This window comes from Qipengyuania marisflavi (assembly GCF_005884405.1).
Classification (GTDB): domain Bacteria; phylum Pseudomonadota; class Alphaproteobacteria; order Sphingomonadales; family Sphingomonadaceae; genus Qipengyuania; species Qipengyuania marisflavi.
In genome coordinates, this window is record NZ_VCAO01000004.1 from 132,235 (window position 1) to 157,616 (window position 25,382).

Consider the following 25,382-nt stretch of genomic DNA (forward strand, 5'->3'; position numbering starts at 1 on the left):
CGTGACCTTGCCCTCGACACCGGGCGCGGGGCACGGCAGACGGGGCGAATGGGAGAACAGATTCTGGTCCTCGATGCGGGGACAACTTCGACACGGGCGATGGTTTTCGATGCTGCCGGGCAGATGCTGGCGGTGGCGCAGCAGGAACTGACGCAGCATTATCCGCAAGCCGGGTGGGTGGAGCATGATGCTGCCGAAATCTGGGCCAAGACGCTTGCCTGCGCGCGTGAGGTGGTTGGCGACACGCCAGACCGCATTGCGGCCATTGGCATCACCAACCAGCGTGAAACCGTGGTCGCATGGGACCGCCAGACTGGCGAGCCGCTGGCCAATGCGATTGTCTGGCAGGACCGCCGAACCGCCGCTGCCTGCGCGCAATTAAAGGATGCTGGGCACGAGGATGCGGTGCAGCGCCAGACCGGCCTGCTGCTCGATCCCTATTTCTCCGCCACAAAGATGCGCTGGCTGCTCGATAATCAGGACGCGGTGCGCAGCGCGGCAGAGCGCGGCGATCTGGCGTTTGGCACTGTGGAAAGCTGGCTGGTGTGGAAATTGTCTGGCGGCGCACATGTTTCGGACGCCAGCAATGCCAGCCGCACCCTGCTGCTGGCGCTGGACGTGGCGCAGTTTGATCCTGGACTCTGCGATCTGTTCGGTGTGCCGCGTTCGGCGCTGCCCGAAGTGGTCGACACACATGGCGCGCTGGCGATTTGCGCGAGCGAGCATCTTGGCGCGGCGATCCCGATTTGCGGGCTGGTGGGGGATCAGCAATCCGCGACCATCGGGCAAGGCTGCCTGACGCTGGGCGAAACCAAGGCGACTTATGGCACTGGCGCTTTTGTGCTGACCAATAAGGGCAGCGACATCCCGCGATCGGCCAACCGCCTGCTGGGGACGATACTGTGCCAGCAAGCGGGACAGCGGATTTATGCCTTGGAGGGATCGTGCTTCGTTGCGGGCAGCCTGGTGCAATATCTGCGCGATACGCTGGGGCTGATCGGCAGCGCAGCCGAGACCGAGGCGCTGGCCCGCTCGATCCCCGATAGCGGTGAGGTGGTGATCGTGCCCGCGCTGGCCGGACTTGGCGCACCGCACTGGCGGCCTGATGCGCGCGGAGTGATTTCGGGTCTCAGCTTCGCCAGTGGCCGCGCGCAGATCGCGCGCGCGGCGTTGGAGGCGATGGCGCATCAGACGCAGGATCTGGCGCGCGCCTTTGCCGCCGATGGCGCGCCGTGGTCGCGGCTGAAGATTGATGGCGGGATGAGCGCCAATGACTGGATGGCGCAGGATCTGGCCGATGTGATCGACCTGCCTGTCGAACGCCCCGATTTTGTCGAGACGACCGCGCTGGGCGCAGCAATCTGCGCAGCAGTTGGCACGGGGCTGTATGGCTCGCTGAATGACGCGGCACAGGCGATGCGCGGTCCGGCGAAGGAATTTGCAGCAGATATGGCGGACGATGTTCGCGAGGCGCGGCTGGCACGCTATGCGCGCGCGCTGACTGCCGCCTGATCAGCCGGTCTTGAACGCCTGCGCCAGCCGTCCGTGCATGGCCAGCACGGGGGCATTTTCCGAGGGGTCCTGCGCGCGCCAATCACCATCCAGACGCGCCACGCGGGCGTGCAGCCGCTCGCTTTCGCGGATTAGAGCGCGGGTCTCAGGCTCTAGCAGCGCCAGCTGATCGGGTTCAGAAGGACGATCCTCGGGCAGCGGGCCAAGCCGCCGCAACTGGCCTTCGCTCATTTCGCCCGCCAGATAGGCGCGCTGGTTCAGCAGCCACGCCAGCGTGTGCATCAGCCGCGTGGTGCTGCGCAATCCTTCGATCGACAGCGCCACCCGTGTCAGATCATTGGCATCGGCGGTGCGATCGGGAATGCGCATGTCAAAGCACAGCCGTGCCTCGTCGGCGAGCATCAGTGCCTCGCCATAAAGCGCCTCGATAATCTGTTCGTTGATGGTTGTGGCCATGGTTATCACGCTATTCGCTATCGTTCCATTTATGCCTATGGTTCCCGCCGCGCCACGGGTTTTTCAGACGCGTCCCGATGTGAGACGCCGCGGCGGGCGGCGATGGTTCAGGCGATAATGTCGGGGACCAGCGAATCCTCGATGGCGGCGATCCGGTCTTTCAGTTGCAATTTGCGTTTCTTGATCCGGGCCACCTGAAGCTGATCGACAAAGCCGTTACGCTCGCCCGCTTCGGTCAGCACAGCAATCGCCACGTCCAGATCGCGGTGCTCGCTGCGCAGCGTCTCCAGCCGTTTTCGCAGCTCCTGTTCGTTCACGCCGGTCCTTCCTGTGTTTCGCTTTATCGCGTTTCCCGAAATCAAGGGCTTTGTAAATTGGAAAGCTTGTGGTCTGATGATGATCTGGCGGCTCGTACCGCTTTTGCTGCGAGTCGCTACCCGGGGTCGTAAACTCTGATGGAGATAGCCTGATGCAATCAAGCCATATCGATGCGCTCAAATCCAAACATGCCGGCCTTGAGGCCCGCCTCCGCGATGAACAATCGCGTCCTGCGCCCGATGTCGGAATGATTCAACAGCTCAAGAAACGCAAGCTCGCGCTCAAGGAAGAGCTGTCGAGCATCTGAGCTACATCTCTGCGTGAAGCGGCGCGTGTTCGTGCCGCTTCCGCAAACCTGCTTTTTTGCTATAGCCTTGCGGCATGACCGCTGCTGCATCCGCTCGCCAGATTCTCACGCAATTGCACGAGGTCATGGCCCGGCGTACCCACGCCCAGTACAAGCTGGACCGGGTTGTCGAAATTATCGGCGAGAGCCTCGATAGCGAGGTCTGCTCGATCTATCTGCTGCGTGAGGGCGCATTGGAACTCTATGCCACGCGCGGCCTGAACCCCGAGGCGGTCCACGTCACCCGCATGATGGTGGGCGAGGGGCTGACGGGCAAGATCGCAGGCAATATCGAAACGCTGAATTTGGCCGAGGCCAAGGCGCATCCCGATTTTGAATATCGGCCCGAGACAGGGGAAGAAAAATTCCACTCCTTCGCCGGGGTTCCGATTGTCTATCGTGAACGCGCGGTGGGCGTGCTGTGCGTCCAGCATGTCGACCCGCGCCGCTATGAAGAAGTCGAGATCGAGGCGCTGCAAACCACCGCCATGATCCTGTCCGAACTGATCGCCCACAAGGAACTGGTCGACGATCAGGAGCAGATTGAGCTTGAGGCTGCGCACGTCGAAGCGGATGTGCTGGAAGGTCTGGTGCTGGTGAAAGGCCTCGCCGCCGGGCAGGCAGTGTTCCACCAGCCGCGCATCCAAATCGATCAGGTCGTGGCCGAGGATACCGAGGCGGAGCGCCAGCGGGTTTACCGCGCCTTCGACAAGATGCGCGAACAGATCGACACGATGGGAAAAGAGCCTGAATTCGGCAAGGGCGGCGACCATGACGATGTGCTCGAAACCTATCGGATGTTTGCATATGATGAAGGCTGGAGCCGCCGTATCAATGAAGCGATCGACAGCGGGCTGACCGCTGAGGCCGCGATTGAGCGTGTTCAGCAACGCACCCGGATGCGGATGCGCGAGATTGACGATCCCTTGCTGGCTGACCGGATGCACGATCTGGAGGATCTTTCGAACCGCCTGCTGCGGATCGTATCGGGCCAGATGAGCACTGCCGCGTCGCAGGGATTGCGGCGTGATGCCATCCTGATTGCGCGCAATCTGGGGCCGGCCGAACTGCTCGAATATGATCGGCGGCGGCTTAAGGGCGTGGTTCTGGAGGAAGGATCGCTGACCGCGCATGTCGTGATTGTGGCGCGGGCGATGGGTATTCCGGTGCTGGGCCGCGTTTCCAATGTGCGCGCGCAGGTCAGCGAAGGCGATTCCATACTGGTCGATGCGGACAAAGGCACGGTGACGCTGCGCCCCTCGCAACAGATGCTCAATGCCTTTGATGCGCGTTTCGCCAAGAGCCGCGAACGGCAGGCTGCCTATGCCGAATTGCGTGATGTCGAACCCTTCACCCGCTGCGGCACGCGCATCACGGTGATGATGAACGCCGGGCTGCGCGACGATATGAGCACATTGCCGCTTAGCGGGGCTGACGGCGTGGGCCTGTTCCGTACCGAGTTTCAATTCCTAGTGTCATCAACCCTGCCGCAGCGCGAGCGCCAGACCCGGTTGTATCGCGACGTGCTGGATGCAGCGGGCGACAAGCCGGTGATCTTTCGCACAGTCGATATCGGCGGCGACAAGGCGGTGCCTTATCTCAATTCCGCCATTGCCGAGCGGGACGAGAACCCGGCGCTGGGTTGGCGCGCATTGCGGCTGGCGTTGGAGCGCGAAGGCTTGCTCAAATCACAAGCGCGTGCATTGCTGGAAGCGGCGGCGGGGCGCACGCTGAATGTGATGTTCCCGATGGTGTCCGAACCGTGGGAGTTCGATGATGCCCGGGCGGTGTTCGAAGGACAGCTGGAATATTTGCGAGGACGGCGCAAGCTGGTGCCCGAAGTGATCAATTACGGCTGCATGCTCGAAGTCCCCGCGCTGGCGGAGGTGATGGAGCAGATGGTCGAGCGGGCGTCCTTCATATCGGTTGGTACCAATGATCTGACGCAATTCCTGTTCGCTGCCGACCGCGCCAATCCCAAGCTTGCCGAACGCTATGATTGGCTGAGCCCGGCGATCCTGCGCTTTCTGGCGCGGGTTTCACAAGGGGTGGTGGGGCACAAGGTCGATCTGGCAGTGTGCGGGGAAATGGGCGGACGGCGGCTGGAAGCGTTGGCGCTGCTGGGCATCGGTTATCGCCGCTTGTCGATCACTCCGGCGGCGGTCGGGCCGATCAAGGAACTGGTGCGCAAGGTCGACCTTGAGGAAATCACCACGCAGATGACCGAATGGCTGCTGCGCCCCCCGCCCAATATGCGTGCGGCATTGCAGGGTTGGGCGGCGGAGCGCGAAATCGACACCGATTGATCTTTCAGCGTGGCTTTGCCGCGCAAAACAGTCGGTTGGCCGGTTTGCGGTGAATGTGCTATGCTGACACCGCTTGACAGCAGCCGCGCCGCACCGCTTTTGGCGGGCAACCAAAAAATAGTGCGGGCATGACCCGCAGGGCCGAAATCCGGGGACCGCATGGAACAGGACGACATCGTCGAAGAAACCGCTACACCTTCGGATCGGGTGGGTGACCGGCTGCGCTTGGCTCGGCAGGAGGCTGGCTATGAGCTGAGCCAGGTTGCTGCCGAGACCCGTATCCCGCACCGCCATCTCGTCGCGATCGAAGCGGGCCATTATGCCGAACTGCCATCGCGCACCTATGCCATCGGATTTGCCCGCACCTATGCCCGCATGGTTGGGCTGGACGAGCGCGACGTGGTTGATCAGGTCCGCGCCGAACTGGCCGAGGGTACGCCGGGTAACGGCGTTGCAGGAACGGCGAAATTCGAACCCGGTGATCCCGCCCGCGTGCCCAGCCGCGGTCTGGCATGGTTTGCCGTGCTGGCCGCGATTCTGCTGATGGGCGGCGTCTACGCGTTCTACAGCAGCTATCTGGCCCCCGGCCTCGGCCCTGCTCCGCTGACCGAGGAAACTCCTCTAGCGGCCAAGGCTCCTGCCAAAAACGGCGCGGCAGCCGGAGCGGCGACTCCTGTCGCGGCCAGCGGGCCAGTGGTTTTCACCAGCCTGATGGATGACACCTGGGTCAAATTCTACGATGCCAAGGGCGAGCGCTTGTACGAAGCGCAGATGGCCAAGGGTGACAGCTTCACCATTCCCGCCGATGCCGAAGGGCCGCAGGTCTGGACGGGGCGGCCCTATGCGCTGGCGATAACGGTCGGCGGCAAAACGGTGCCCAAGCTGTCCGAAGAAGATGTCATCATGAAAGATATCCCGGTAACTGCGCAGGCTCTGGCATCACGGCCAGCCCCGGCGCGCAGCACCGCTGCTCCCACCACGCCACCGGCGGCTCGGACAGCTCCCGCCGGTTAAGTCAGCTTTTGAATAGGAAAACCTGCTTCATCCCCTCGACAGTTTGGGGGTGTTACGGCAGGTTAACCTTTACCTTATTCGATCTGGAGATTTGCCGAGCATGATCGGACGCACCGCACGCGGATTTGCTATCGGGAGCATGGCCTTGGCCGTACTCACCGCTGGAACCCCCACACTGGCACAGGACGGCAATGACGAAGCACGCCTGCGCAAGCTTGAAGGCGAAGTACGCGCTTTGCAGCGCAAGGTCTTCCCGGGAAGTGACGGGCGCTATTTCGAAGCTGAAATTTCCGCCCCGCAAACCACTCGGCCATCCGCCAACGGCTCATCGACGACAGCGGTGACCGATATTCTGGCGCGGCTCGATGCATTGGAAATGCAGATTCAGCGGCTGACTTCGAATTACGAAGAAAATGGCAATGCCATGCGGTTGCTGAGCGAACGGGTTGATATGCTCGAAGGTTCTGGGACAAGCGGCAACGTCGATCTTTCGGCTAGCACCTCGGTTCCGGCCACCACACCTGCTGTGACAGTGACCACGCCCGCCGCTCGCATCGCTGTGGTGGAAGCCCCTGCAGCGCGCGCTGTGCCAGCCAGCTCCGGCCCCAGCGCTGACCGCGTTGCCGCAGTGCAGGCGATTGCCAAGCCGCAGACTGACGATGCTGGCGATGACGAATATTCCTATGGCTACCGCCTGTGGGACGCGGGCTTCCACCCAGAGGCGCAGCAGGCGTTGACCATGTTTGTCGAAAAATATCCGAGCCATTGGCGGTTGAGCTATGCGCGCAATTTGCTGGGCCGGGCCTATCTTGATGATGGCAAGGCGCGCGAGGCAGCACCTTGGTTCCTCAAGAACTACCAGTCCAACAAATCGGGCGAACGGGCCGGTGACAGCCTGTTGTATCTTGCAGAAGCGATGATCGAGCTGAAAGACACTGGCCGCGCTTGCATCGCGCTGGCGGAGTTTGGCGAAACCTATCCCGCGCTCGCCGCCGGACGGTTGCAAGGTCAGTATGAAACGGATCGTCGCAAGGTGAAGTGCAATTGAGAAGCCGCTGGACCCGGCACCGCGCAATCCGGGTGCTCCCGATCCGGGGCTGATCGCCCGTTTCCGCGCCGATCTGGCCAGCGTCTGGCCCGATGCCGAGATTTTCGGAACGCAATTGGGCATCGCGGTGTCGGGCGGTCCTGACAGTCTCGCACTGCTGCTGCTGGCCCATGCCGCGCTGCCCGGTCAGGTGCAGGCGGCCACTGTCGATCACGGTTTGCGTCCCGAAAGCGCGGATGAGGCGGCAATGGTCGCTTCGCTGTGCGAAAAGCTGGGCATCGCGCACCGCATTTTGCCGGTCGAGGTCGAGCGCGGTAATCTTCAGGCGCGGGCTCGCAAGGCGCGCTATACAGCTCTGGCGGAATGGGCGGACGAGCAGGCAATCGACGCCATTTTGACCGCGCACCATGCTGATGATCAGGCGGAAACGCTGGTCATGCGGCTTAATCGCGGCAGCGGGATGGCGGGCCTCGCCGGAGTGCGCGGGCTGGCGTTGCTGACCGATGCGATCCGACTGGTGCGGCCATTGCTGAACTGGCGCAAGAGCGAGTTGGAGAAGGTCTGCGCGGATGCGGGTGTGGAACCGGCAAGCGATCCCTCCAACGAAAACGAGAGTTTCGACCGGGTGCGCATTCGCAGGGCCTTGGCGACCAGCGACTGGCTCGACCCGCTGGCGATAGCGCAAAGCGCGCATCTGCTGGCCGAGGCGCAGGAGACGATCGGCTGGATGGTCGAGGAGTTCTGGAACGATTGCGTGTTCCCCGAAGGACCGGGTTTCCGCTTCTTCCCCGAAGGCACGCGGCTGCTGAATATCGAAGTGATCCGGCTCATTATTGCCGAAATGGGCAGCGCGGCCACACGGTCGGAAATCGGGCGTCTGCATGACCGGCTGTTTGCTGGGCACAACGCCTCGCTGGGCGGAATTCTGGCGGTGCCGACGACTGAAGAAATGGAGCGCGAACCAGCGCCGGGGCCGGGGCCAGCAGACGAGTTTGAGGAACCCGAGGGGCCGGTTTCAGTGCGGGTGTGGCGCTTTCATCCAGAACCGGCCAGGACAACGCATTAACGCCGCAAGGGGTCAGATAATCGAGTCGCCAAGCCCGACCGATTTGCCATCCGTCACAACGACCATATCGCCCTTCTTGGCGATAGCGAACACGCGCTTGGCCAGCTCATCGGGAATGCCGACACAGCCGTGGCTGGCATAGCCGTTCTCGACCTCGGTGCCGCCGTGGATTGCAATCCCGTCCCAGGTCAACCGCAGCGTCCAGGGCATTGGCGCATTGCCGTATTTCTCGGAGACATTATGCCGTTCCTTGGTCAGGATCGGGAACTTGCCAACGGGGGTCGGATGCTCGTCAGTCCCGAGCATCACTGCCGCCGCGCCGATTTCATAGCCACCCTGAAAGACCGAGATCACGCGCGCCTGCAAATCGACTGTGATTACCAAGGGGCCATCAGGGACACCCTCATCATCCCAGTGCCATTCGCCATATTTGATCGGACCTTCGATTGGCAGCACACGGCGCACGGTGAAGGGACGGCGAGCATCGGCGGCGATCTTGGCAGCAATTGCGCCTTCCGGCTGAAAAGCCGGGGCGGGCGGCGTGGCTTGTATGGCAGGCGTCAGTCCCTCGCCTTCGGCCAGCGCAGAGCCGCCGATGGCGACGCCGGTCAGCACCAATGCGACTGCGACGGTAGCCCCGCCGATCCATTTCAAGATCACATCCATAGCTAGCAATATAGGGGACGAAGCCTATTTGCGCCAGTCACGCCGCCTGCTGCGTCCCACAGGGGCACAGACCGCCCTAGCGGATTAACGCGCGAGCTGTGCTGCTTCGCGCGCGGTACGCTCTACGGCGGCGACATCGGGTGCGCCGCGGGGGGCGACCCAACTGCCGCCAACACACAGCACCGGATCAAAGGCCAGCCATTCGGACGCGGTGTCGACACCAATGCCGCCTGTGGGGCAGAACTGGCACTGGCCAAACGGCGCGGCGAGCGCCTTGAGCGCGGGCAGGCCCCCAGCCGCCATCGCCGGGAAAAACTTAAACTGCGTGAGCCCCAGATCCAGCCCGCGCATGATGTCCCCGGCATTGGCGATACCGGGCAGGAATGGCACGCCTTCGCGCAAGGCAGCGCGGCCCAGTGGTTCGGTCAAGCCGGGTGAAACGATAAACTCGCTGCCCGCATCCAGTGCGGCCTGCAATTCCGCTTCGTTCGTAACGGTACCCGCGCCGATGATAGCGCCATCAACTGCTTTCATCGCGCGGATCGCTTCGAGCGCGCAGGGGGTGCGCAGAGTTACTTCGAGCACCCGCAGCCCGCCTGCGACCAGTGCGCGCGCCAGCGGCTGGGCATGGGCTACATCATCGACAACGATGACCGGGATAACCGGCGCGGTTTTCATGATTTCTTCGATGGTCATGCGTGCTCTCTTGCAAAGGCGGCGGCGGCGCCGAACAGGCCCGGCTGTGGATGGACGATCAATTTCACCGGAATTTGCGCCATCAGCGATTCGAACCGGCCCTTGGCGCGGAAGCGTTCGGCAAAGCCGGAAGTGAGCAGGGTATCGCGCAACCGGTAACCCAGCCCGCCTGCGATCACCACACCGCCAAGCCCGCCCTGAGCCAGCGCTATATCTCCCGCGACACTGCCCAGGGACAGGCAGAAGCGGTCGACTGCGGCGGCGGCGAGGCTGTCGCTGTCTGCCATCCCGCGCGTCCAGATCGCGACATCGTCTTCATCGCGGGTCTTGCGCCCCTCCATCGCGGCAAGCGTCTGGTAAATGTCGGTAATGGCTGGCCCGGCGACCACGCGTTCGATCGATACGCGGTTGTGACGTCTTCTTAGCCGGGCAAGAATGGCATCCTCGATAGAGTCGAGCGGGGCGAAATCGATATGTCCGCCCTCGGTCGCCTGCACGCGGTAATCCCTGCCTGAACGCCACAGATGCGCCACGCCCAGCCCGGTGCCAGGGCCAAGCACGCTGATTGTGCCTTCGCTGGCAAGCGGCTGGTCCGGTCCGGTCAGATGAAGGAATTGTTCCTCCGGCGCGCGCGCCACGGCATGCGCCACCGCCGCGAAATCATTGACGATGGTGTACGCCTCCACGCCCAGCTTCGATTTCACCATCGCCGGGCGGATGATCCAAGGATTGTTGGTGAAGCGGATAATGTCCCCGCCTACCGGACCCGCAATCGCCATCGCCACGCGCGGGGGCAGGCTACCGCCCCGGCGTTCGCGGAAATCCTGCCACGCGGTTTGGAAACTGGCATGATCGGAGGTGTGCAGGGTGTCGGGCTCGCCCAGCGAAATGCTGCCGTCATCCGCCACGGTGGCAATCGCAAAGCGGGCATGGGTGCCGCCGATATCGACTGTGACCAGCTCCATCACAGACCTGCCATCGCAAGCATCGAGGATGCGCCCTGCTCTGCACCGTCCGCATTGGCGCGGAACATGGCGAACAATTCGCGGCCCATACCCATATCGGGGCGCGGATCGGGAGCCGGGTCGCGCGCTGCCAGATCGGCTGGCGTCGTCAGCGTTCCCGTCTTGGCGCACAGCCTGATAATGTCGCCATCACGCAAGCGCGCCAGCGGGCCGCCGCCAAGCGCCTCTGGGGTGCAGTGAATGGCCGCCGGGACCTTGCCACTGGCGCCCGACATCCGCCCGTCTGTAACCAGCGCCACGCGGTATCCGCGATCTTGCAGCACGCCGAGTGCGGGGGTCAGCTTGTGCAATTCCGGCATCCCATTGGCGCGCGGCCCCTGAAAGCGAACCACCACGATCACGTCCTGATCCAACTCACCGCGAGTGAAAGCCTCGTTGACCGAGGACTGATTCTCGAACACCCGCGCCGGGGCTTCTACCGTGTAGCGTTCTTCGCCCACCGCGCTGGCCTTGAAACAGGCGCGGCCCAGATTGCCTTCGACCAGTCGCATGCCGCCATCGGGCTGGAAGGGTTCGGCGGCCGGGCGCAGCATTTCGGCATCACCGCTTGGCCCCGGATCGCGCCAGGTCAGCGTGTCATCTTCCATGCCGGGTTCGCGTGAATAGGCCGCGAAGCCGCCGTCCCAGACGGTCAGGATATCTGCGTGCGCCAATCCTTCATCGAGCAGCGCGCCGATGACAAAACCCATGCCGCCCGCATCGTGGAAATGGTTCACATCGCCCGCGCCATTGGGATAGACCCGCGCAATCAGCGGGACGGCGGACGAAAGTTCGGCCAGATCGCTCCAGTCGAAAGCGATCCCTGCGGACCGTGCCATGGCAGGCAGATGGATCGCGTGATTGGTGGAGCCGCCGGTTGCCAGCAGGCCGATGGCTGCATTGATAATCGCCTTCTCATCGACGACACGGGCCAGCGGGCGAAAATCGCCGCCATCCTTGCCAATTGCGGCCAGCCGGTGTGTGGCGCTGCGGGTCAATTCCTGGCGCAGCTTGGCCCCCGGCGGCACAAACGCCGCGCCGGGCACATGCAGTCCCATCATCTCCATCATCATCTGATTGGAATTGGCGGTGCCATAGAATGTACAGGTGCCGGGCGAGTGATAGCTGGCACTTTCGCTGGCGAGCAATTCCTCGCGGCCCACCTTGCCCTCTGCATAGAGCTGGCGGACCCGCTGCTTTTCAGCGTTCGAAATGCCTGTGCCCATCGGGCCGGAAGGCACGAAAATTGCTGGCAAATGACCGAAACGCAGCGCGCCCATTAGCAAGCCGGGGACAATCTTGTCGCAAATCCCCAGCAGGGCAACGCCGTTGAACATTGCATGGCTCAGCGCCACCACAGTGGACAGCGCAATCGCATCACGGCTGAACAGCGACAGCTCCATGCCGTCCTGGCCCTGCGTCACGCCGTCGCACATTGCTGGTGTGCCGCCTGCCACCTGGACAGTGGCCCCCACTTCGCGCGCCCAGATTTTCATACGCTCGGGATAGCGGTGATACGGCTGATGTGCGGACAGCATGTCATTGTAAGCGGTGACGATACCGAGGTTGGGGCCGCCCGCCGCCTTGATCGCCGCCTGATCGTCTTCGGCACCCGCAAAGGCGTGGGCAAGGTTTGAACACGACAGGCCATACCTGTCGACCTGCCGTTCGGCCTCGCGGTCGGTCAGCGCCAGATAAGCAGCGCGGCGGTCACGCGAATTGTCGATCACACGCTGAGTAACCCTGTGGATCGTATCGTTCAGCGACTTACTCATCGTGCCAGCTCACTCCGTCGCGTTCGGCCAACGCAATGGCGGCGCTGGGCCCCCAGCTGCCCGCGCCATATGGCTTAGGCGTGATGCCTGCTTCCGCCCACAGCGCGCGTATGGCGTCGATCCATTCCCACTGCGCCTCAACCTCGTCACGGCGCACGAACAGGGTCTGGTCACCCTCTACAAGGTCCAGCAGCAGCCGTTCGTATGCGATCCGGCGCACAGTGCCGGAAAAGGCATCTGGCATGGCGATATCCAGCGGAACGGAGCGCAGCCGCAACCCTTCGCGGTCGAGACCCGGCACTTTGGCCATCATTGACAGCTGGACGTTTTCTTCAGGCTGGATACCGATCACCAACCGGTTGGGCTTGGTGGTGGCGCCGCGCCCTGCGAAGATCGAATGCGGGATGCAGCGGAACTGGATCACGATTTCGGTAACGCGCTCGGGTAGGCGCTTGCCTGTCCGCAGGTAGAACGGCACGCCTTTCCAGCGCCAGTTATCGACATGGGCCTTGATCGCCACAAAAGTCTCGGTGGAAGAATCCTTGCCAAGCTCGTCATCGTAACCGGGCACTGCGGCGCCTGACACCGCACCGGCGCGGTATTGGCCGGTGACCGTCTCCGCATCGCCCACTTCGCGCAAGGCGCGCAGCACCTTCACTTTTTCATCGCGCACCGATGTGGCGTCGAAGCTGGTGGGCGGCTCCATCGCCACCAGCGCCAACAATTGCAGCATATGGTTCTGAACCATGTCGCGCAGCGCCCCGGCATCATCATAAAAGGCAACGCGCCCTTCCAGCCCGACGGTCTCGGCGACGGTGATCTGCACGTGGTCGATATATTTGGCGTTCCAGATCGGTTCGAACAGCAGATTGGCAAACCGCAATGCGAGCAAGTTCTGGACTGTCTCCTTGCCCAGATAATGGTCGATGCGGAAAATCCGGTCCTCGCTAAAGGCGCGGGCCACTGCGTCGTTGATTTCCTGGCTGGTTTCCAGACTGGTGCCGAGCGGCTTCTCCAGACCGATGCGGACATTGCCCTTGGTCAGACCGGCGTGATCAAGCCCGGCAATCGTCGCTTCGAACAGGCTGGGCGCAGTCGACAGGAAAATGGCGAGGCCGTTGTCATAATTGCCAACCGCCGTTGCCAACTCGTCATAGCCCTCGATAGTGGTGGCATCGACCGCGACATAGCTGATCCGGTTGAGAAAAGTGGCAAGGCCGCCGCGGCGATCGGCGGGGAGGAACTTCTCCAGCGCCTGACGCGCGAATTGCCGGTATTCGGCAGTGCTCATCTGCGAGCGGGCGGTGCCAACGATCCGCAGATCGTCCGAGAGCAGGCCATCGGCATCCAGCGCGCATAGCGAGGGCAGCAGCATACGTTGGGCAAGATCGCCAGTGGCGCCAAACAACAACAGGCGGTCGGCCGTAAAACTCATGCCCGCAACGCTCCGCCCATAACTCATCCCTTCGTTTTTGGTCGGTTACCAGTGCGGGGCAGGGGTTGCCAGTGCGCCGCATTCCTATTCATGTTTCAGCTGCCAGTGCGCGTTACCGATACGGTCTTGTCGCCAAAGGAACTGGCGCCGAAACTGGTCAGGAAGCTGACATCGGCAGCGTCGCGGCCAACGCCGATTTTTACCGTTTCGGCAGGGTTGGCCATTCCAGTGGCATCGACCAATTGCCACGTGCCGCCGCCTTGAGTTTCCGGATCGGTCAGAAAAACCTCGGCGACTGCATGAAAATCCTGCGGCTCGACGTCGGGCGCATAACATGACACGAAGCGGGCAGGGATAGTGCTGGCGCGGGCCAGCGTGACCAGCACATGCGCATAATCACGGCAGATGCCGCGTCGTTCGACAAAGCTGTCCAGCGCTGTGGTGCGGGCATCGGAGACGCCGGGCTGATAGGTAAAATTGTTGGCGATCCAGCTGCGGATGGCTTCTATGCGAGCCCCGCCGTCGGTCCCGCCAAACTCGGCATCGGCGAAGGGCTGGAACTTATCTGCGGTGCAATAGCGGCTGTCGAACAGATATTGGACCGCCTCGCCAGGCATATCATGTGGTTGCAGGCGGGTCAGCGCGCTGAGATCGGCGATCTGGCGCTGCGTTTCCACTTCTGCGCGGTAATCGACCGCGAAGCTGCCGTTGGCGCGGATCCACAGACGCTCGCCGATATCGTCCTGAGCAGCAACCCGCGCGCAATGCTCGCTGTCGGACATTTGCGTGCTGGATGACAGGATACGCTGCTCGGGCAGGGCAGCGGCCTCGAACTGCAGCAGGACATCAGTCGGCTGGTCGAGGGTGAAGACGAAGCGGGTTTCAATCAAAAGGGCCATGTGGCGGTCTAACGCACCAGAGTGCGGTTCCGTTTCGCCATGCCGAGAAGTCTTTTTGTGAGGAGTGCCACGGCCACGAAAAAGGGGCCCGCAAGCGAGCCCCTTATTGTTCGGTTATAGGACCAAACGGTGACCTTTAGGTCAACCGAGAAGCCACTTCCACATATCCCACATGACAAAGCCTCCTGTTGTGTTCAGGAGCCATTATTCTGTTAACCATGCCTGTTTGTAAAGTCTAAACTATACCTGTTAACTTGTCGTCAGAGGCATTTGCATTGAATTCCAACAGTTTAGCTAAGGAAATGGGGCGCGATAACGCGTAGCCCTGTACCTCAGAACAGCCCATATCGCGCAGCATTCCAAGGTCACGAGGATCCTCAACCCCTTCAGCTACCACACTGATTCGCGCTTCATTACCCATGGCGACGATGCTGGCAGCGATGGCGTGTGCTTTGCGGCTCGTAGCGGCATTGGAAATGAACAGTCGGTCGATCTTGATTTCGTCGAACGGCAGCTCGTAAAAGGTTTCGAAATTGGCTGCACCGACGCCGAAGTCATCCATCGAAATACGAGTGCCAAGTTCCTTGAGCTCCAGAAGTATGCTGGCAGCCGTCTTCAAATCTGTGATCCGTGCTGTTTCTGTTACTTCGAGCATTAAATGCTTGGGGTCGAACTGGGTGGCTTGCAGGACATTGCGTACCAGGCCGACGATCCGCATGTCATTGAGCAGCGTGGCCGAGATATTTACCGACATGGTGATCGGTTGCCCACGGAAGTGCAGCAATTTGGCAGCGGTACAGGCGCTCTGGAGGACGTAGCGGGTGAGGTGTTCCATCCGTCCGGCATTTTCGCACTGCTGAATGAAATGCATCGGCGCGATGAAGCCCTTGGCGGGATCGTGCCAACGGACCAGAGCCTCGACCCCGATCATGCGATTTTCAGTTATGTCGACTTTCGGCTGGTAGACGCAATAAACCTCACCGGCTTCCATCGCCTCGTCAATTCGGGCGCGCAGGGAGATATCCCACAGCAGGTCGAGCTCGGACCCTGTTTCGGCAACCTTGATTGGCAGCGATGCCTCGGTCGTCTCTTCAGCAGCAGCGATTGCAGTCGGGATAAGGTTGTCGCCAGCCCCATCGACGCGGGCAATGCCAAAGGTGATTCCAACATCGACTGTATGGCCTCGGACAGTGACAGGAGCGGCAAAGATTGCGCGCAAGCCTTCAAGATGGTCGACCAGGGCATCGGTATCGTCGCCATCGACATGCCAGCCAAGGAAGTGACCATCGAGATAGATTGTCAGTTCCTTGTCGGCAGCGCGCAACCGGTCGGTCAGGCGCAGGACATAGGAAGCTTTGTCTTCGACCTTGAGCGTCTGGAGCACGTGTTCATAGCCATGCACCTTGGCGATGACGACGTGCCCGCCCTTATGAGCCTCACGGGCCATGGAAATGCCCAAGGCGCGCAATGTCGGCAGTCCGGTGTCCTGATCGATCAATGCAACCCGTTGCTGCCAGCGCGCTCGCGAACGAAACACGGCATACATCAGCAACATGGCGCAAGCATTGGCGATTTCGACGCGAACGCCGACTTTTGCCGCCATGAACAATCCGAGCGGAAGCGAGATCACCAGCAACGCATAAGCAACGCGGCGGTGCTTGCGTGATCCGGCGAATAATATCGTCGTGACCAGACCAAACAGAATGTAGAGCAAGATTACTAGAGATCCGAGGATCCTTGTGCGGCCAGCTTTATAGGTTTCCGCCGCATATATGGCAACGTAGCTGGACGGGACACTGTGCTGCCCGGGGATTGCCACAAGAGCATCTGCCAATTGGCGCCCGCGTCCAATTACGACCGTCTTGCCCGCAAGGTCGATGTTGCCCGATTTGCTATTGTTACTCGTCAGAGCGCGAAATTCGGTACTCGGAATCTTGGTGACATCGATGCCATAATCGATTTCGTAACGGCTGCGGCTGGCGGGATTTACCCCGCCCAGAGCTGCGCCAAACGTGCGATAGTCAATTCCATTAACGCGCTTGCGGTGGTCGACTTGCCATTCGAAACCAAGATAGTTCGGATTGCGAACGCTCAGTACGCGGCCAGAAGTGCCGGCGATGGAGTCCAGCGTCCTGTGCAACCGAGCCTTTGCGGCTACGTCATATTCGAGGCGGTCCACGACTGCTATGCGCGGGCCAAGGCTGGTGATTGCATTACGAAGAGCTGCATCGTTCTTGGTGTCACTCGCACTTTCGAATGTCAGATCAAGATAGATTTTTCCGACACCGCGACGATTCAATTCGTGCAGCGTCTCAGCAAGCTCACTGCGGCGATGTGCGGTTTCCGGGTCGCCCATCGCCCGATCGGTGCCGACGAAGACGATGTCGCCAGATGGGTCGTGTGCGGCCACTTTGGACTGCACCAGCCAAAGGAACTGGTCGACCGGACTCAGCATAAGTACTGCCATCATCGCCAGCGAGATCACAGCTGCCAACAACATGTGCTGCAAGCGCTCAAGCCTCCGGCCCATACGGACAATACCGTCGGACAGCGCAGAGCGCAGGGGTTTTCCAAGGGCGAGCACGTCAACCATCACCCGCTCTTATGCAGTCATTAAGTTTAAGATTGTTTTGACGCCGCCGCGTGTTTTTACCTTCGCCGACCGATTTGCGGGGCATCCGATGGTTAAGCCGGGCTTAGGAAATACCCCGAAGAATTGACGAAGGTTTGCTGCGGGTTTCGCAAACTGCCGAAGAAAAGATCATTGCTGCACAATGTCATAGCGGTTCAGCGCATGATTGAGCGAGAAGGTAAACGCTGCGTTCGACATCCTCGAGCGGACGCGATCAGGCGACCACTCCGAACAAATCGTGCTCGTCGGCGTCTTCGATCGCGGCGTTGACAATCGCGCCCGGCAACAGCGTGTCGGGCACATTGCGCAGATAGACGGCACCGTCGATTTCCGGGGCGTCGGCCTGACTGCGGCCGGTTGCGCCGATATCGCCGTCCTCGTCTGCCTCGCCAACTTCGTCGATGATAATCGGGATGGTCTTGCCGACTTTGCCGGCCAGCTTCGCCGTCGAGATCCGTTCGGTCACTTCCATGATCCGGGCGTAGCGTTCTTCTTTGATCGCTTCAGGCACCTGATCGGGTAGGGCGTTGGCCTGTGCCCCTTCGACCGGTTCGAAACGGAATGCGCCGACCCGGTCCAGCTGCGCCTCTTCAAGCCAGTCGAGCAGATAGCGGAAATCGTCCTCTGTCTCGCCCGGGAAGCCGACCACGAAGCTGGAGCGGATGGCGATCTCGGGGCAAATCTCGCGCCAGTTCTTGAGCCGCGAAAGGACCTTGGCCTCATTCGCGGGCCGTTTCATGGCGCGCAGCACCTTGGGGCTGGCGTGTTGGAACGGAATATCGAGATAGGGCGTCAGCAATTCCTCGGCCATCAACGGGATCACCGCGTCGACATGGGGATAGGGATAGACATAATGCAGCCGCACCCAAGGCGGAGCGCCCTCAGGCGTCTGTAACTTGCCCAGTTCACGCGCCAGATCGGTCATATGGGCGCGAACCTGGCGGCCCTTCCAGCTGCGTTCGTCATGCCGGGTGTCGACACCATAGGCCGAGGTGTCCTGACTGATCACCAGCAATTCACGAGTGCCGGCGGCAACCAGCTTCTCCGCCTCGCGCAGCACTGCGTCGATACGGCGGCTGGCTAGCTTACCACGCAAATCCGGGATGATGCAGAATGCGCAGGAATGGTTGCAGCCTTCAGAAATCTTCAGATAGCTGTAATGGCGCGGGGTCAGCTTGACGTCGGGCTGGGGAATCAGGTCGAGATATGGGCCCTGGCTGGGCGGCGCAGCCTCATGCACAGCTTCGACCACGTCTTCATATTGATGCGCGCCGGTCACGGCGAGCACTTGCGGGAAGCGCGCACGGATCACATCGGCCTCGTCGCCCATGCAGCCGGTTACTATGACCCGGCCGTTTTCGGCAATCGCTTCGCCAATCGCCTCGAGACTTTCTTCTTTCGCCGAATCGAGGAAGCCGCAGGTGTTGACCAGCACAACATCGGCGCCCGCATAATCGGGGCTCATGGCATAGCCATCGGCGCGCAAGCGCGTCAGAATCCGCTCGGAATCAACCAGCGCCTTGGGGCAGCCGAGGCTGACCATGCCGACCTTTTTCTGGTCAGGGAGAGTTGTTGCAGCAGTCATGATTGCGCGCGCCCCTACACCCATGCGCAAGATTGCGCTAGCATTTCGCTGGGTCGCGGGTTGGGGAGGTTTGCAATGAACTTGTTTGCAGTGAACTGGTGGGCCGTGGTGCTGGCGGCGCTGGCTGGCTTTGTCGTCGGCGGCATCTGGTACGGTCCGGTCATGGGAAAGAAGTGGCTGGGCGCGGTCGGCCTGACCGAGGAACAGGTGAAAAATGCAAACATGGCCATGGTCTATGGCGGCGCGTTCCTGTTCTCGCTGCTGGCGAGTTGGACGCTGGCGCACACCTTTGACAGCTACGCGCAGGATTTGTCTGTCATGGCCAAAGTGATGACCGCGCTGGGCGTGGCGGTGGGATTTATCATACCGGCGATCGGGACGAACTATCTGTTCAGTCAAAAGAGCAAGGCGCTGTTTTTCATCGATGCAGGCTATTGGGCGCTGTTCTACATCGCGATGGGTGTGGTGCACGCCTACCTGCCGTAAGCGCGGCTTGGCTTACTCCGTATCGTCCCGATCGTGGCCATCACCCTGCGTCGAACCGTTCACGGTCGGGATGATCTCGACCAGCACGTCGCCTGCTTGCAGGATGCTGCATTCATCTTCCCAGAAGCCGAGCACTTTGCCGCCGCGATATACACGCAGCCCGCGCCCCCCCGTAGAAAGCTCGGAGATCGGGCGTCCGGCCTCTTCAGCATCGACGATCCGCTCGATCAATTGCACGCGTCCCGAAATCGAAGCGAGATCGGCCAGGTACTCGGCGATATGTTCGCCCTTCGCGCTGCCAGCCAGCAACAGACCGGTGAACCGTACAGGGTTGATGACATTGTTCGCGCCCGCCTGCCGTGCGAGCATTTCATTGTCATCGGCGCGCACGACCACGCTGATTGGTACATTGGGTGCCAACGAGCGAGCGGTCAGCGTGATCAGGATAGTTGTGTCGTCACGGCCAGCAGAGATGAGGACGTTTTCGGCCTCTTCAATACGCACCGCCTTCAGGGTTTCATCGCGGGTGGCGTCACCTACCATGACATTACAGCCCAGCCGTTCGGCCTCCGCCAGCCGCTCTTCGCTGGGGTCGATCACTACGATCGAGCTAGGATCGGTGCTGCGTTCGATCAACTCGGCAACCGTCTCGGAGCCCGAGACACCATAGCCGAGTACGACGATATGGCCGCACAAGTGTTCCTGAATTCGGGTCATGCGCCATTTCTCCCAAGTACGTTTGATCAGGAAGTTGTAGGCTGTGCCTACAAAGATAAACAGGACCGCAAAGCGGACCGGCGTAACAATCACCGCCTCCACCAGTCGTGCCCGGTCCGAAATCGGCGCGATATCGCCGAATCCGGTGGTGGTGATCGAGATCATGGTGAAATAGACGACATCCAGAAAGCTGACATCGCCATCAAGGTTGTCGACCAGGCCTTCGCGGTCCCACCAATGGATCAGGATCACCAGCGTGATCAGCGATAGTGCCAGGCCGATCCGGATAAATAGATCGCCCCAGACCGGAATCTGGACCGCGCGCCGCAACGGCGTCTGCACCGGGTTGCTGGCCTTGATGCGCTTTGCCCGCGCCTTGGTGATATCACCGAGCAGCGTCATTCGGCAAAGCGTTCCGCCATTGCACCAAGCGAGGCGTGATGGGTCAGGTCAAGTTGTAACGGCGTTACCGACACATAGCCCTCGTCGATTGCCTCCAGATCGGTTCCGTGATCCAGCGTGTGCTCGATCGCTTCCAGACCGAACCAATAGTATTTGTAACCGCGCGGGTCACGCCCTTCGACGACGGTTCCGCGCGAATAGTCGTGGAAACCCTGCCGCACGATGCGGATGCCTTTGACGTCCGCTGCGGGACGGGCCGGGAAATTGACATTGACCAATGTGCGGCTGGGCAGCGGCGTGTCGAGCAAGGGGGCGAGCACTTTGGCACCCCATGCACGCGCTGCCTCAAAGGGCACCGCATCGCCCAGTCCCTCCCGCGAATAGACCTGGCTGAACGCAATCGAACGGACACCCGCCAATGCGCCTTCGATGGCGGCAGAGACGGTGCCTGAATAGGTAACATCATCGCCCAGATTGGCACCGCGATTGACGCCGGACAGGATCAGATCGGGAGGGCCGGGCAGAGCTTTGCGCAGTCCCATCGTCACGGCATCGGTAGGCGTGCCGCTGACCGAAAAGCGCCGCTCGTCATGCTGGCGCATCCGGATCGGGCGGGTTAGCGTGAGCGCATGGCCCATGCCCGATTGCTCCTCGTCGGGTGCGCAGATCCAGATATCGTCGCTGAACTGGCGCGCGATTTCCTCCAGCACGACCAGCCCCGGCGCGCGGATGCCATCGTCATTGGTCAGCAAAATGCGCATCAGGCGGCAGGCTCCAACCGGGTTACGCCGCCCATATAGGGAGCGAGCACATCTGGCACATCGACGCTGCCATCGGCGTTCTGGTAATTCTCCAGCACAGCCACCAGCGTGCGTCCGACCGCCAGTCCCGAGCCGTTGAGCGTGTGCACGAAAACGGTCTTCTTCTCGCCCTCAGGCTTGAACCGCGCATTCATTCGGCGCGCCTGGAAATCACCAGTGTTGGAGCAGGATGAAATCTCGCGATAGGCACTCTGGCCGGGCAGCCAGACCTCAAGGTCAAAGGTTTTGCGCGCCGTGAAACCCATATCACCCGCGCACAGCAGCATCTTGCGATAGGGCAGGTTCAGCGCCTGCAGGATACCTTCGGCGGCTTCAGTCATCCGCTCATGCTCGGCTTCGCTATCCTCGGGCCGGACGATCGACACCAGCTCGACCTTTTCGAACTGGTGCTGGCGAATGAACCCCCGCGTATCGCGGCCCGCAGCACCCGCTTCAGACCGGAAGCAGGGCGTCAACGCGGTGAGGCGCATCGGCAGCCTGGCGGTGTCGATGATCTGGTCACGCACCGCATTGGTCAGGCTGACCTCGGCGGTGGGGATCAGCCAGCGGCCATCGGTGGTTTTGAACTGATCTTCGGCAAACTTGGGCAGCTGACCAGTGCCAAACAGCGCCTCGTCACGCACAAGCACGGGCGGGGCGCATTCGGTGTAGCCATTCTGGCCCGTCTGCTGGTCCAGCATAAACTGGCCCAGCGCCCGGTGCAGCCGCGCCATACCGCCGCGCAGGAAGGTGAACCGCGCCCCGGAAATCGCTGCGCCGGTTTCAAAATCCATGCCCAGCGCCGGGCCGATGTCGGCGTGCTCCTGCGCCGCGAAATCGAAGGTACGCGGGGTGCTCCAGCGTGCGATCTCGACATTGTCAGCTTCGTCTTCACCGGCGGGAACGTCGCTAGCAGGCGCATTGGGCAGCGCGGCGAGCAGATCTTCCAGCTCGCTGGCGGCCTTGCGCTCGGCCTCTTCCCATCGAGGCATTGCCGCCTTGATCTCGGCAACTTCGGCCTTGAGAGCTTCGGCCTTGTCCTTGTCGCCCTGGCCCATTGCCTGACCGATGGCCTTGGATGCTTCATTGCGGCGGCCCTGCGCCTCCTGCACCTTGGTCAGCGCTTCACGGCGCTGGGTGTCGAGGGCGAGAATGCGGCTGGCAACCGGCTCGAGAGCACGCCGGGCTATGGCGGTGTCGAAGTCTTCGGGATTGGCGCGGATAGTGGCGATGTCGTGCATGGCGCGGGCTATGCCTTCTCGCCGCGCGCTTGACCAGAGGCTTGGGCAACGGGCCGGTGAACGGGGTTGAGACTGTGCGGGCGGGGCGTTAGGCACAGGCAGCTTTTCCACCCGCCACGGCAACTTAGGGGCAGAACCGACTTGCGAGCCGACCCGATCCAGCCGCCACGGCGGACCCGGTTTATCGATGTGCTGGACACTGCCATCCGTGCTGGACGCCGGGTCGGGGCCATTGATCGGGCGCATCTTGAAAAAGACGCCATGCTCGCCAAAGCGGCCGAGGCGACCAGGCTGGACGATTTTGGCGACCCCTGGTTCGAGGGGCCGTTGGAAGTTCTGCTCGATTCCATCCGTTCCGAAGCGCGCTTGAATGCGGCAGGCGATTGGTCTGCTGCGGCGCAATTCCATCATGTGTTGCGCGACCGTTTGCTGGCGCAGATGTGGTTCAAACGGCATCCTGAAATCCTTGCCCGTCCGATCCGGAACCCGGTGATAATTGTCGGGCCCATGCGGTCGGGTACAACGCGGCTTCACCGGCTGCTGGCCAGCGATACGCGCTTTGCGCATTTGCGCAGTTTCGAAACGATCAGCCCGGTCCCGCGCCCCGATTTCGAAGAAGTGATGGCGGGCCGCAAAGCGGATTTCCGCCCGAAGCTGGCCGCGCGGATCATGAAAGTGGCCCGGCTGGCCAATCCGCGCACACTCTCGATCCATCCCACCGGACTCTATGAGCCCGAGGAGGAGCTGGGCCTGCTGGTCGCCAGCCTGTGGGGCATGAAGCACGAGGCGCAATGGCGCGTGCCCACCTATGGCCGCTGGTGCGAGGGGCAAAGCGCGGTGCCCGCCTATCGCCACATGGCCAATCTGCTGCGGCTGATCGGCTGGTCACAGCAGGAATCGAGCTTGCGGCCATGGATCCTGAAAACCCCGCAGCATATGCTCGACCTGCCTGCATTGCTCGAGGTGTTCCCAGACGCACGGCTGATCTTCACGCACCGCGATCCCCAGCAGATCGTTGGCAGCGCCGCCTCGCTCGCGTGGAACCAGACGATCATCTATTCGGATCATGCCGATGCGCAGGAAGTGGGCCGCGAATGGCTGCGCAAGACAGGAGTGATGATCGACCGGATGCGCGCCGTCCGCGCGAATATCCCGGCAGAACGGATGATCGACGTCCAGTTTGACGCGATGGACAATGACTGGCGCGGCACGATGGAGCGGGTTTACCGCTTTCTGGGCTTCGACATCGCCCCGGCCGTGCCCGCGATGGAAAGCTATCTGGCGAAGGCTGCCGCCCTCAAGCGCCGCCCCCATCGCTACAGCCTTGAAGAATTCGGCCTGACCCAAGGCGAGGTTTACGACCGGCTGGGCGATTACGTGCGCGCGTTCGATGTTCCAGTGGAACAGCCGTTGTCCTTCGGAGCCAACCTTCGCGCCGCTACTGAAGCGTGATATGGGGCGCGCGCACCAGGCTGCGCCGCCGCCAGTCGTATCTCAGACTCAGTATTTGAACGTTGCGGTCGCGAAAACCTGCCGCGGATTGCCGTAGAACGCTGTCACGATGCCTTCGAGACCCAGCGTGGGTGAAGGCAGGCCACCGGCATTGAGGATCGGTGTGCCATCGGGATTTGTGGCCACGAACTGATAGCCCGAGGTGATGTACCGCTTGTCAGTCAGATTGCGACCATGCACACCAAGGCTGAACCGATCGCTGGCGGAACTCCACACCAGTGAAGCGTCCACCAGAGCGTATCCCGGCTGATCGAGATATGCGCTCGGGGTTTCGAACTGATTGGTCTTGCTGCGATAGCTTACTGTGGTGCTGAAATTGAGATCGCCGCTCCCCACTGGCACATTCGCGCCGAGCGTTCCGGCCATGGTCCATTCTGGTGTATTCTGGATGCGCCGCTTCGCGCGCCTCTTCGGGGTGTCGATGGCCGAGCTCGGGGCTTGGTTTGGGCTGATGTGCCGTATCGACCGGGGCAAGGAGCTCTGGGTGGACGTGCTGCGCAATGCGCCGGGGACGGACGACGCGAAGCGGCTGATGACGAGGAAGCAATCGCGCGCCTTCGGCACCATGCTGGCGATGCTCGAGGTTGCGTGAGCGAGCGGCCGCGAAACTACCGCAAGCGCCGGGACGTGTTCGACGACCCGGTGGAGACGGTGACGCGGCCCTGCCTCCGCTGCCGTACGCCCATCGAGAGCGAGGGGCCGCACCATCGCCTGTGCTACGGGTGCGCGAACAGCGACGTGAGCCCCTATGCTGTGTAAATCGCCGCTGCCGTGATCGGTCCGGCTCTTCGTCCTGTTTACTTGGCATTTCCTCCGCCACAGGCAATAACGGCCGGAAAGTCTTGCCAATTGATTGGGGGAACGATGGCTAACACCTACCACATGGTCCACTATCGGCGCTTCACGCCCGGGGATGCGACGTTGCTCAAGGGCAAGTCGCTCGAGGTCCTGTGCCGCGAAGCGCTCAACACCGATAATGGGACCTCGCAGCTATGGTCGCGGCCCGATGACCGGATATTCGACGTGGGCGACGGCGATGGCCGCAAGATATTCCTGAACAAGGTCGCTGACCTGTCCAGCGCGGTATTCGGGGAGATGTGCTTGGCTCAGGCGAAGGACCTACAGACGCTGCTCAAGATGGAAACCTCCGAAGTCGAGCTCTCTGACCTGGACTTGTAACGGTTTTGTGCCGGTCACTGATCTCATTATGCCACTTTGGCTTCGAATGCGAGCGGGCTGATGCCGCCCAGATATGAATGGCGGCGGCGGGTATTGTAGAACCCGTTGATGTACTGGAAGATGGCGGCCTCGGCTTGTCGCCGTGTTGGCCAGCTCTGCCGCCAGATTAGTTCCGCCTTCAGGCTTTTGAAGAATGTCTCGACAGAGGCGTTATCATAGCAATTACCCTTGCCGCTCATCGATGGCCGCAGGCCGTAAGCCTGCAGCATCTTTTGATAATCGTAGGA

At 61.7% G+C, this 25,382-nt stretch carries 25 protein-coding genes; 10 read left to right on the forward strand and 15 right to left on the reverse strand.

Going from position 1 to position 25,382, the window contains the following annotated elements; all coding sequences use genetic code 11:
• The first annotated feature begins 48 nt into the window (after window positions 1-48).
• The gene (gene glpK / locus FEV51_RS09905; RefSeq protein WP_138618459.1) at window positions 49-1,512 is read left to right on the forward strand and encodes a glycerol kinase GlpK; all 1,464 of its coding nucleotides are present in this window, start codon (window positions 49-51) and stop codon (window positions 1,510-1,512) included.
• Here the strand turns inward: glpK and FEV51_RS09910 are convergent, their stop codons facing one another.
• Window positions 1,513-1,968, reverse strand: coding sequence for a DUF1465 family protein (locus FEV51_RS09910; RefSeq protein ID WP_246034520.1), 456 nt, complete (start codon window positions 1,966-1,968; stop codon window positions 1,513-1,515). It lies immediately after the preceding gene.
• 107 nt (window positions 1,969-2,075) lie between these two features.
• Window positions 2,076-2,285 carry a YdcH family protein gene (locus FEV51_RS09915; RefSeq protein WP_138618461.1) on the reverse strand — a complete coding sequence of 70 codons (210 nt, stop codon included), beginning with the start codon at window positions 2,283-2,285 and terminating at the stop codon, window positions 2,076-2,078.
• Window positions 2,286-2,437: 152 nt separating this feature from the next.
• Between FEV51_RS09915 and FEV51_RS09920 the strand changes: the two genes are divergently transcribed.
• The 5 genes from FEV51_RS09920 (at window position 2,438) to tilS (ending at window position 8,066) form a co-directional block, all read left to right on the forward strand.
• Entirely contained in the window at window positions 2,438-2,593 is a 156-nt protein-coding gene (locus FEV51_RS09920) for a YdcH family protein (protein ID WP_138618463.1), read from the forward strand.
• Between the two features lie 74 nt (window positions 2,594-2,667).
• Window positions 2,668-4,938 (forward strand): phosphoenolpyruvate--protein phosphotransferase, encoded by a 2,271-nt coding sequence (gene ptsP, locus FEV51_RS09925; protein WP_138618465.1) that lies wholly within the window; start codon window positions 2,668-2,670, stop codon window positions 4,936-4,938.
• 159 nt (window positions 4,939-5,097) lie between these two features.
• Window positions 5,098-5,952, forward strand: a complete 855-nt coding sequence (locus FEV51_RS09930; protein WP_138618467.1) for a helix-turn-helix domain-containing protein — start codon at window positions 5,098-5,100, stop codon at window positions 5,950-5,952.
• Between the two features lie 100 nt (window positions 5,953-6,052).
• On the forward strand, window positions 6,053-7,000 hold the full coding sequence (locus FEV51_RS09935) for a tetratricopeptide repeat protein (RefSeq protein WP_138618469.1): 948 nt from the start codon (window positions 6,053-6,055) through the stop codon (window positions 6,998-7,000).
• A 115-nt stretch (window positions 7,001-7,115) separates the two neighbouring features.
• On the forward strand, window positions 7,116-8,066 hold the full coding sequence (tilS, locus tag FEV51_RS09940) for a tRNA lysidine(34) synthetase TilS (RefSeq protein ID WP_138618471.1): 951 nt from the start codon (window positions 7,116-7,118) through the stop codon (window positions 8,064-8,066).
• 12 nt (window positions 8,067-8,078) lie between these two features.
• Here tilS and FEV51_RS09945 read toward each other — a convergent pair whose 3' ends face one another.
• The 8 genes from FEV51_RS09945 to rimO all read right to left on the reverse strand — a co-directional run bounded on the left by FEV51_RS09945 (window position 8,079) and on the right by rimO (window position 18,758).
• Window positions 8,079-8,726 (reverse strand): L,D-transpeptidase family protein, encoded by a 648-nt coding sequence (locus FEV51_RS09945; RefSeq protein WP_246034522.1) that lies wholly within the window; start codon window positions 8,724-8,726, stop codon window positions 8,079-8,081.
• Window positions 8,727-8,816: 90 nt separating this feature from the next.
• Window positions 8,817-9,428, reverse strand: a complete 612-nt coding sequence (gene eda / locus FEV51_RS09950; RefSeq protein ID WP_138618475.1) for a bifunctional 4-hydroxy-2-oxoglutarate aldolase/2-dehydro-3-deoxy-phosphogluconate aldolase — start codon at window positions 9,426-9,428, stop codon at window positions 8,817-8,819.
• Window positions 9,425-10,393, reverse strand: a complete 969-nt coding sequence (gene glk, locus FEV51_RS09955; protein ID WP_138618477.1) for a glucokinase — start codon at window positions 10,391-10,393, stop codon at window positions 9,425-9,427. The genes eda and glk overlap by 4 nt, the downstream gene beginning before the upstream one ends.
• Window positions 10,393-12,207 carry a phosphogluconate dehydratase gene (edd, locus tag FEV51_RS09960; protein ID WP_138618479.1) on the reverse strand — a complete coding sequence of 605 codons (1,815 nt, stop codon included), beginning with the start codon at window positions 12,205-12,207 and terminating at the stop codon, window positions 10,393-10,395. Before edd ends, glk begins: the two co-directional genes overlap by 1 nt.
• Window positions 12,200-13,642, reverse strand: a complete 1,443-nt coding sequence (gene zwf, locus FEV51_RS09965) for a glucose-6-phosphate dehydrogenase (protein WP_138618481.1) — start codon at window positions 13,640-13,642, stop codon at window positions 12,200-12,202. The genes edd and zwf overlap by 8 nt, the downstream gene beginning before the upstream one ends.
• Before the next feature lie 95 nt (window positions 13,643-13,737).
• Complete coding sequence (locus FEV51_RS09970; RefSeq protein WP_138618483.1) at window positions 13,738-14,541, reverse strand: transglutaminase-like domain-containing protein; 804 nt, start codon at window positions 14,539-14,541, stop codon at window positions 13,738-13,740.
• Window positions 14,542-14,776: 235 nt separating this feature from the next.
• Window positions 14,777-17,134 carry an EAL domain-containing protein gene (locus FEV51_RS09975; RefSeq protein ID WP_138618485.1) on the reverse strand — a complete coding sequence of 786 codons (2,358 nt, stop codon included), beginning with the start codon at window positions 17,132-17,134 and terminating at the stop codon, window positions 14,777-14,779.
• Between the two features lie 253 nt (window positions 17,135-17,387).
• Window positions 17,388-18,758 (reverse strand): 30S ribosomal protein S12 methylthiotransferase RimO, encoded by a 1,371-nt coding sequence (gene rimO / locus FEV51_RS09980; RefSeq protein WP_246034523.1) that lies wholly within the window; start codon window positions 18,756-18,758, stop codon window positions 17,388-17,390.
• Window positions 18,759-18,833: 75 nt separating this feature from the next.
• Between rimO and FEV51_RS09985 the strand changes: the two genes are divergently transcribed.
• A complete protein-coding gene (locus tag FEV51_RS09985; protein ID WP_138618489.1) occupies window positions 18,834-19,244 on the forward strand; it encodes a DUF1761 domain-containing protein in 411 nt (136 codons plus the stop codon).
• A gap of 12 nt (window positions 19,245-19,256) precedes the next feature.
• Here FEV51_RS09985 and FEV51_RS09990 read toward each other — a convergent pair whose 3' ends face one another.
• The 3 genes from FEV51_RS09990 to serS are packed head-to-tail and all read right to left on the reverse strand — an operon-like array spanning window position 19,257 to window position 22,404.
• Window positions 19,257-20,363, reverse strand: a complete 1,107-nt coding sequence (locus FEV51_RS09990) for a potassium channel family protein (protein ID WP_138618491.1) — start codon at window positions 20,361-20,363, stop codon at window positions 19,257-19,259.
• Window positions 20,360-21,124 (reverse strand): 5'/3'-nucleotidase SurE, encoded by a 765-nt coding sequence (gene surE / locus FEV51_RS09995; RefSeq protein WP_138618493.1) that lies wholly within the window; start codon window positions 21,122-21,124, stop codon window positions 20,360-20,362. Before surE ends, FEV51_RS09990 begins: the two co-directional genes overlap by 4 nt.
• Window positions 21,124-22,404, reverse strand: a complete 1,281-nt coding sequence (gene serS / locus FEV51_RS10000) for a serine--tRNA ligase (protein ID WP_138618495.1) — start codon at window positions 22,402-22,404, stop codon at window positions 21,124-21,126. Before serS ends, surE begins: the two co-directional genes overlap by 1 nt.
• A 141-nt stretch (window positions 22,405-22,545) precedes the next feature.
• Here serS and FEV51_RS10005 point away from each other — a divergent pair, with 141 nt between their 5' ends.
• Window positions 22,546-23,856, forward strand: coding sequence for a sulfotransferase family protein (locus FEV51_RS10005; RefSeq protein WP_246034524.1), 1,311 nt, complete (start codon window positions 22,546-22,548; stop codon window positions 23,854-23,856).
• A gap of 48 nt (window positions 23,857-23,904) precedes the next feature.
• On the opposite strand, the gene FEV51_RS13350 is transcribed toward FEV51_RS10005, so the two are convergent.
• On the reverse strand, window positions 23,905-24,282 hold the full coding sequence (locus FEV51_RS13350; RefSeq protein ID WP_342773747.1) for a hypothetical protein: 378 nt from the start codon (window positions 24,280-24,282) through the stop codon (window positions 23,905-23,907).
• On the opposite strand from FEV51_RS13350, the gene FEV51_RS13355 reads away from it, so the two are divergent.
• Together FEV51_RS13355 and FEV51_RS10015 are read left to right on the forward strand one after the other, a co-directional pair.
• Complete coding sequence (locus FEV51_RS13355; RefSeq protein ID WP_246034525.1) at window positions 24,281-24,508, forward strand: hypothetical protein; 228 nt, start codon at window positions 24,281-24,283, stop codon at window positions 24,506-24,508. The two genes, FEV51_RS13350 and FEV51_RS13355, sit on opposite strands and share 2 nt — an antisense overlap.
• A 272-nt stretch (window positions 24,509-24,780) precedes the next feature.
• The gene (locus FEV51_RS10015) at window positions 24,781-25,095 is read left to right on the forward strand and encodes a hypothetical protein (protein WP_138618499.1); all 315 of its coding nucleotides are present in this window, start codon (window positions 24,781-24,783) and stop codon (window positions 25,093-25,095) included.
• A 26-nt stretch (window positions 25,096-25,121) separates the two neighbouring features.
• On the opposite strand, the gene FEV51_RS10020 is transcribed toward FEV51_RS10015, so the two are convergent.
• The coding region (locus tag FEV51_RS10020) for an IS3 family transposase (RefSeq protein WP_138615238.1) at window positions 25,122-25,382 on the reverse strand (261 nt) is incomplete at its 5' end.

What these genes read in the sequence shown, in the direction of transcription:
- glpK (WP_138618459.1), top strand. Translation starts at nt 49, where the DNA reads ATGGGAGAACAGATTCTGGTCCTCGATGCGGGGACAACTTCGACACGG.
- FEV51_RS09935 (WP_138618469.1), top strand. Translation starts at nt 6,053, where the DNA reads ATGATCGGACGCACCGCACGCGGATTTGCTATCGGGAGCATGGCCTTG.
- FEV51_RS09990 (WP_138618491.1), bottom strand. Translation starts at nt 20,363, where the DNA reads ATGACGCTGCTCGGTGATATCACCAAGGCGCGGGCAAAGCGCATCAAG.
- FEV51_RS09920 (WP_138618463.1), top strand. Translation starts at nt 2,438, where the DNA reads ATGCAATCAAGCCATATCGATGCGCTCAAATCCAAACATGCCGGCCTT.
- FEV51_RS09975 (WP_138618485.1), bottom strand. Translation starts at nt 17,134, where the DNA reads ATGGTTGACGTGCTCGCCCTTGGAAAACCCCTGCGCTCTGCGCTGTCC.
- FEV51_RS10015 (WP_138618499.1), top strand. Translation starts at nt 24,781, where the DNA reads ATGGCTAACACCTACCACATGGTCCACTATCGGCGCTTCACGCCCGGG.
- edd (WP_138618479.1), bottom strand. Translation starts at nt 12,207, where the DNA reads ATGAGTAAGTCGCTGAACGATACGATCCACAGGGTTACTCAGCGTGTG.
- FEV51_RS09930 (WP_138618467.1), top strand. Translation starts at nt 5,098, where the DNA reads ATGGAACAGGACGACATCGTCGAAGAAACCGCTACACCTTCGGATCGG.
- ptsP (WP_138618465.1), top strand. Translation starts at nt 2,668, where the DNA reads ATGACCGCTGCTGCATCCGCTCGCCAGATTCTCACGCAATTGCACGAG.
- FEV51_RS09985 (WP_138618489.1), top strand. Translation starts at nt 18,834, where the DNA reads ATGAACTTGTTTGCAGTGAACTGGTGGGCCGTGGTGCTGGCGGCGCTG.
- zwf (WP_138618481.1), bottom strand. Translation starts at nt 13,642, where the DNA reads ATGAGTTTTACGGCCGACCGCCTGTTGTTGTTTGGCGCCACTGGCGAT.
- FEV51_RS09970 (WP_138618483.1), bottom strand. Translation starts at nt 14,541, where the DNA reads ATGGCCCTTTTGATTGAAACCCGCTTCGTCTTCACCCTCGACCAGCCG.
- glk (WP_138618477.1), bottom strand. Translation starts at nt 10,393, where the DNA reads ATGGAGCTGGTCACAGTCGATATCGGCGGCACCCATGCCCGCTTTGCG.
- FEV51_RS13350 (WP_342773747.1), bottom strand. Translation starts at nt 24,282, where the DNA reads ATGGCCGGAACGCTCGGCGCGAATGTGCCAGTGGGGAGCGGCGATCTC.
- FEV51_RS13355 (WP_246034525.1), top strand. Translation starts at nt 24,281, where the DNA reads ATGGTCCATTCTGGTGTATTCTGGATGCGCCGCTTCGCGCGCCTCTTC.
- surE (WP_138618493.1), bottom strand. Translation starts at nt 21,124, where the DNA reads ATGCGCATTTTGCTGACCAATGACGATGGCATCCGCGCGCCGGGGCTG.
- serS (WP_138618495.1), bottom strand. Translation starts at nt 22,404, where the DNA reads ATGCACGACATCGCCACTATCCGCGCCAATCCCGAAGACTTCGACACC.
- FEV51_RS09910 (WP_246034520.1), bottom strand. Translation starts at nt 1,968, where the DNA reads ATGGCCACAACCATCAACGAACAGATTATCGAGGCGCTTTATGGCGAG.
- eda (WP_138618475.1), bottom strand. Translation starts at nt 9,428, where the DNA reads ATGACCATCGAAGAAATCATGAAAACCGCGCCGGTTATCCCGGTCATC.
- rimO (WP_246034523.1), bottom strand. Translation starts at nt 18,758, where the DNA reads ATGACTGCTGCAACAACTCTCCCTGACCAGAAAAAGGTCGGCATGGTC.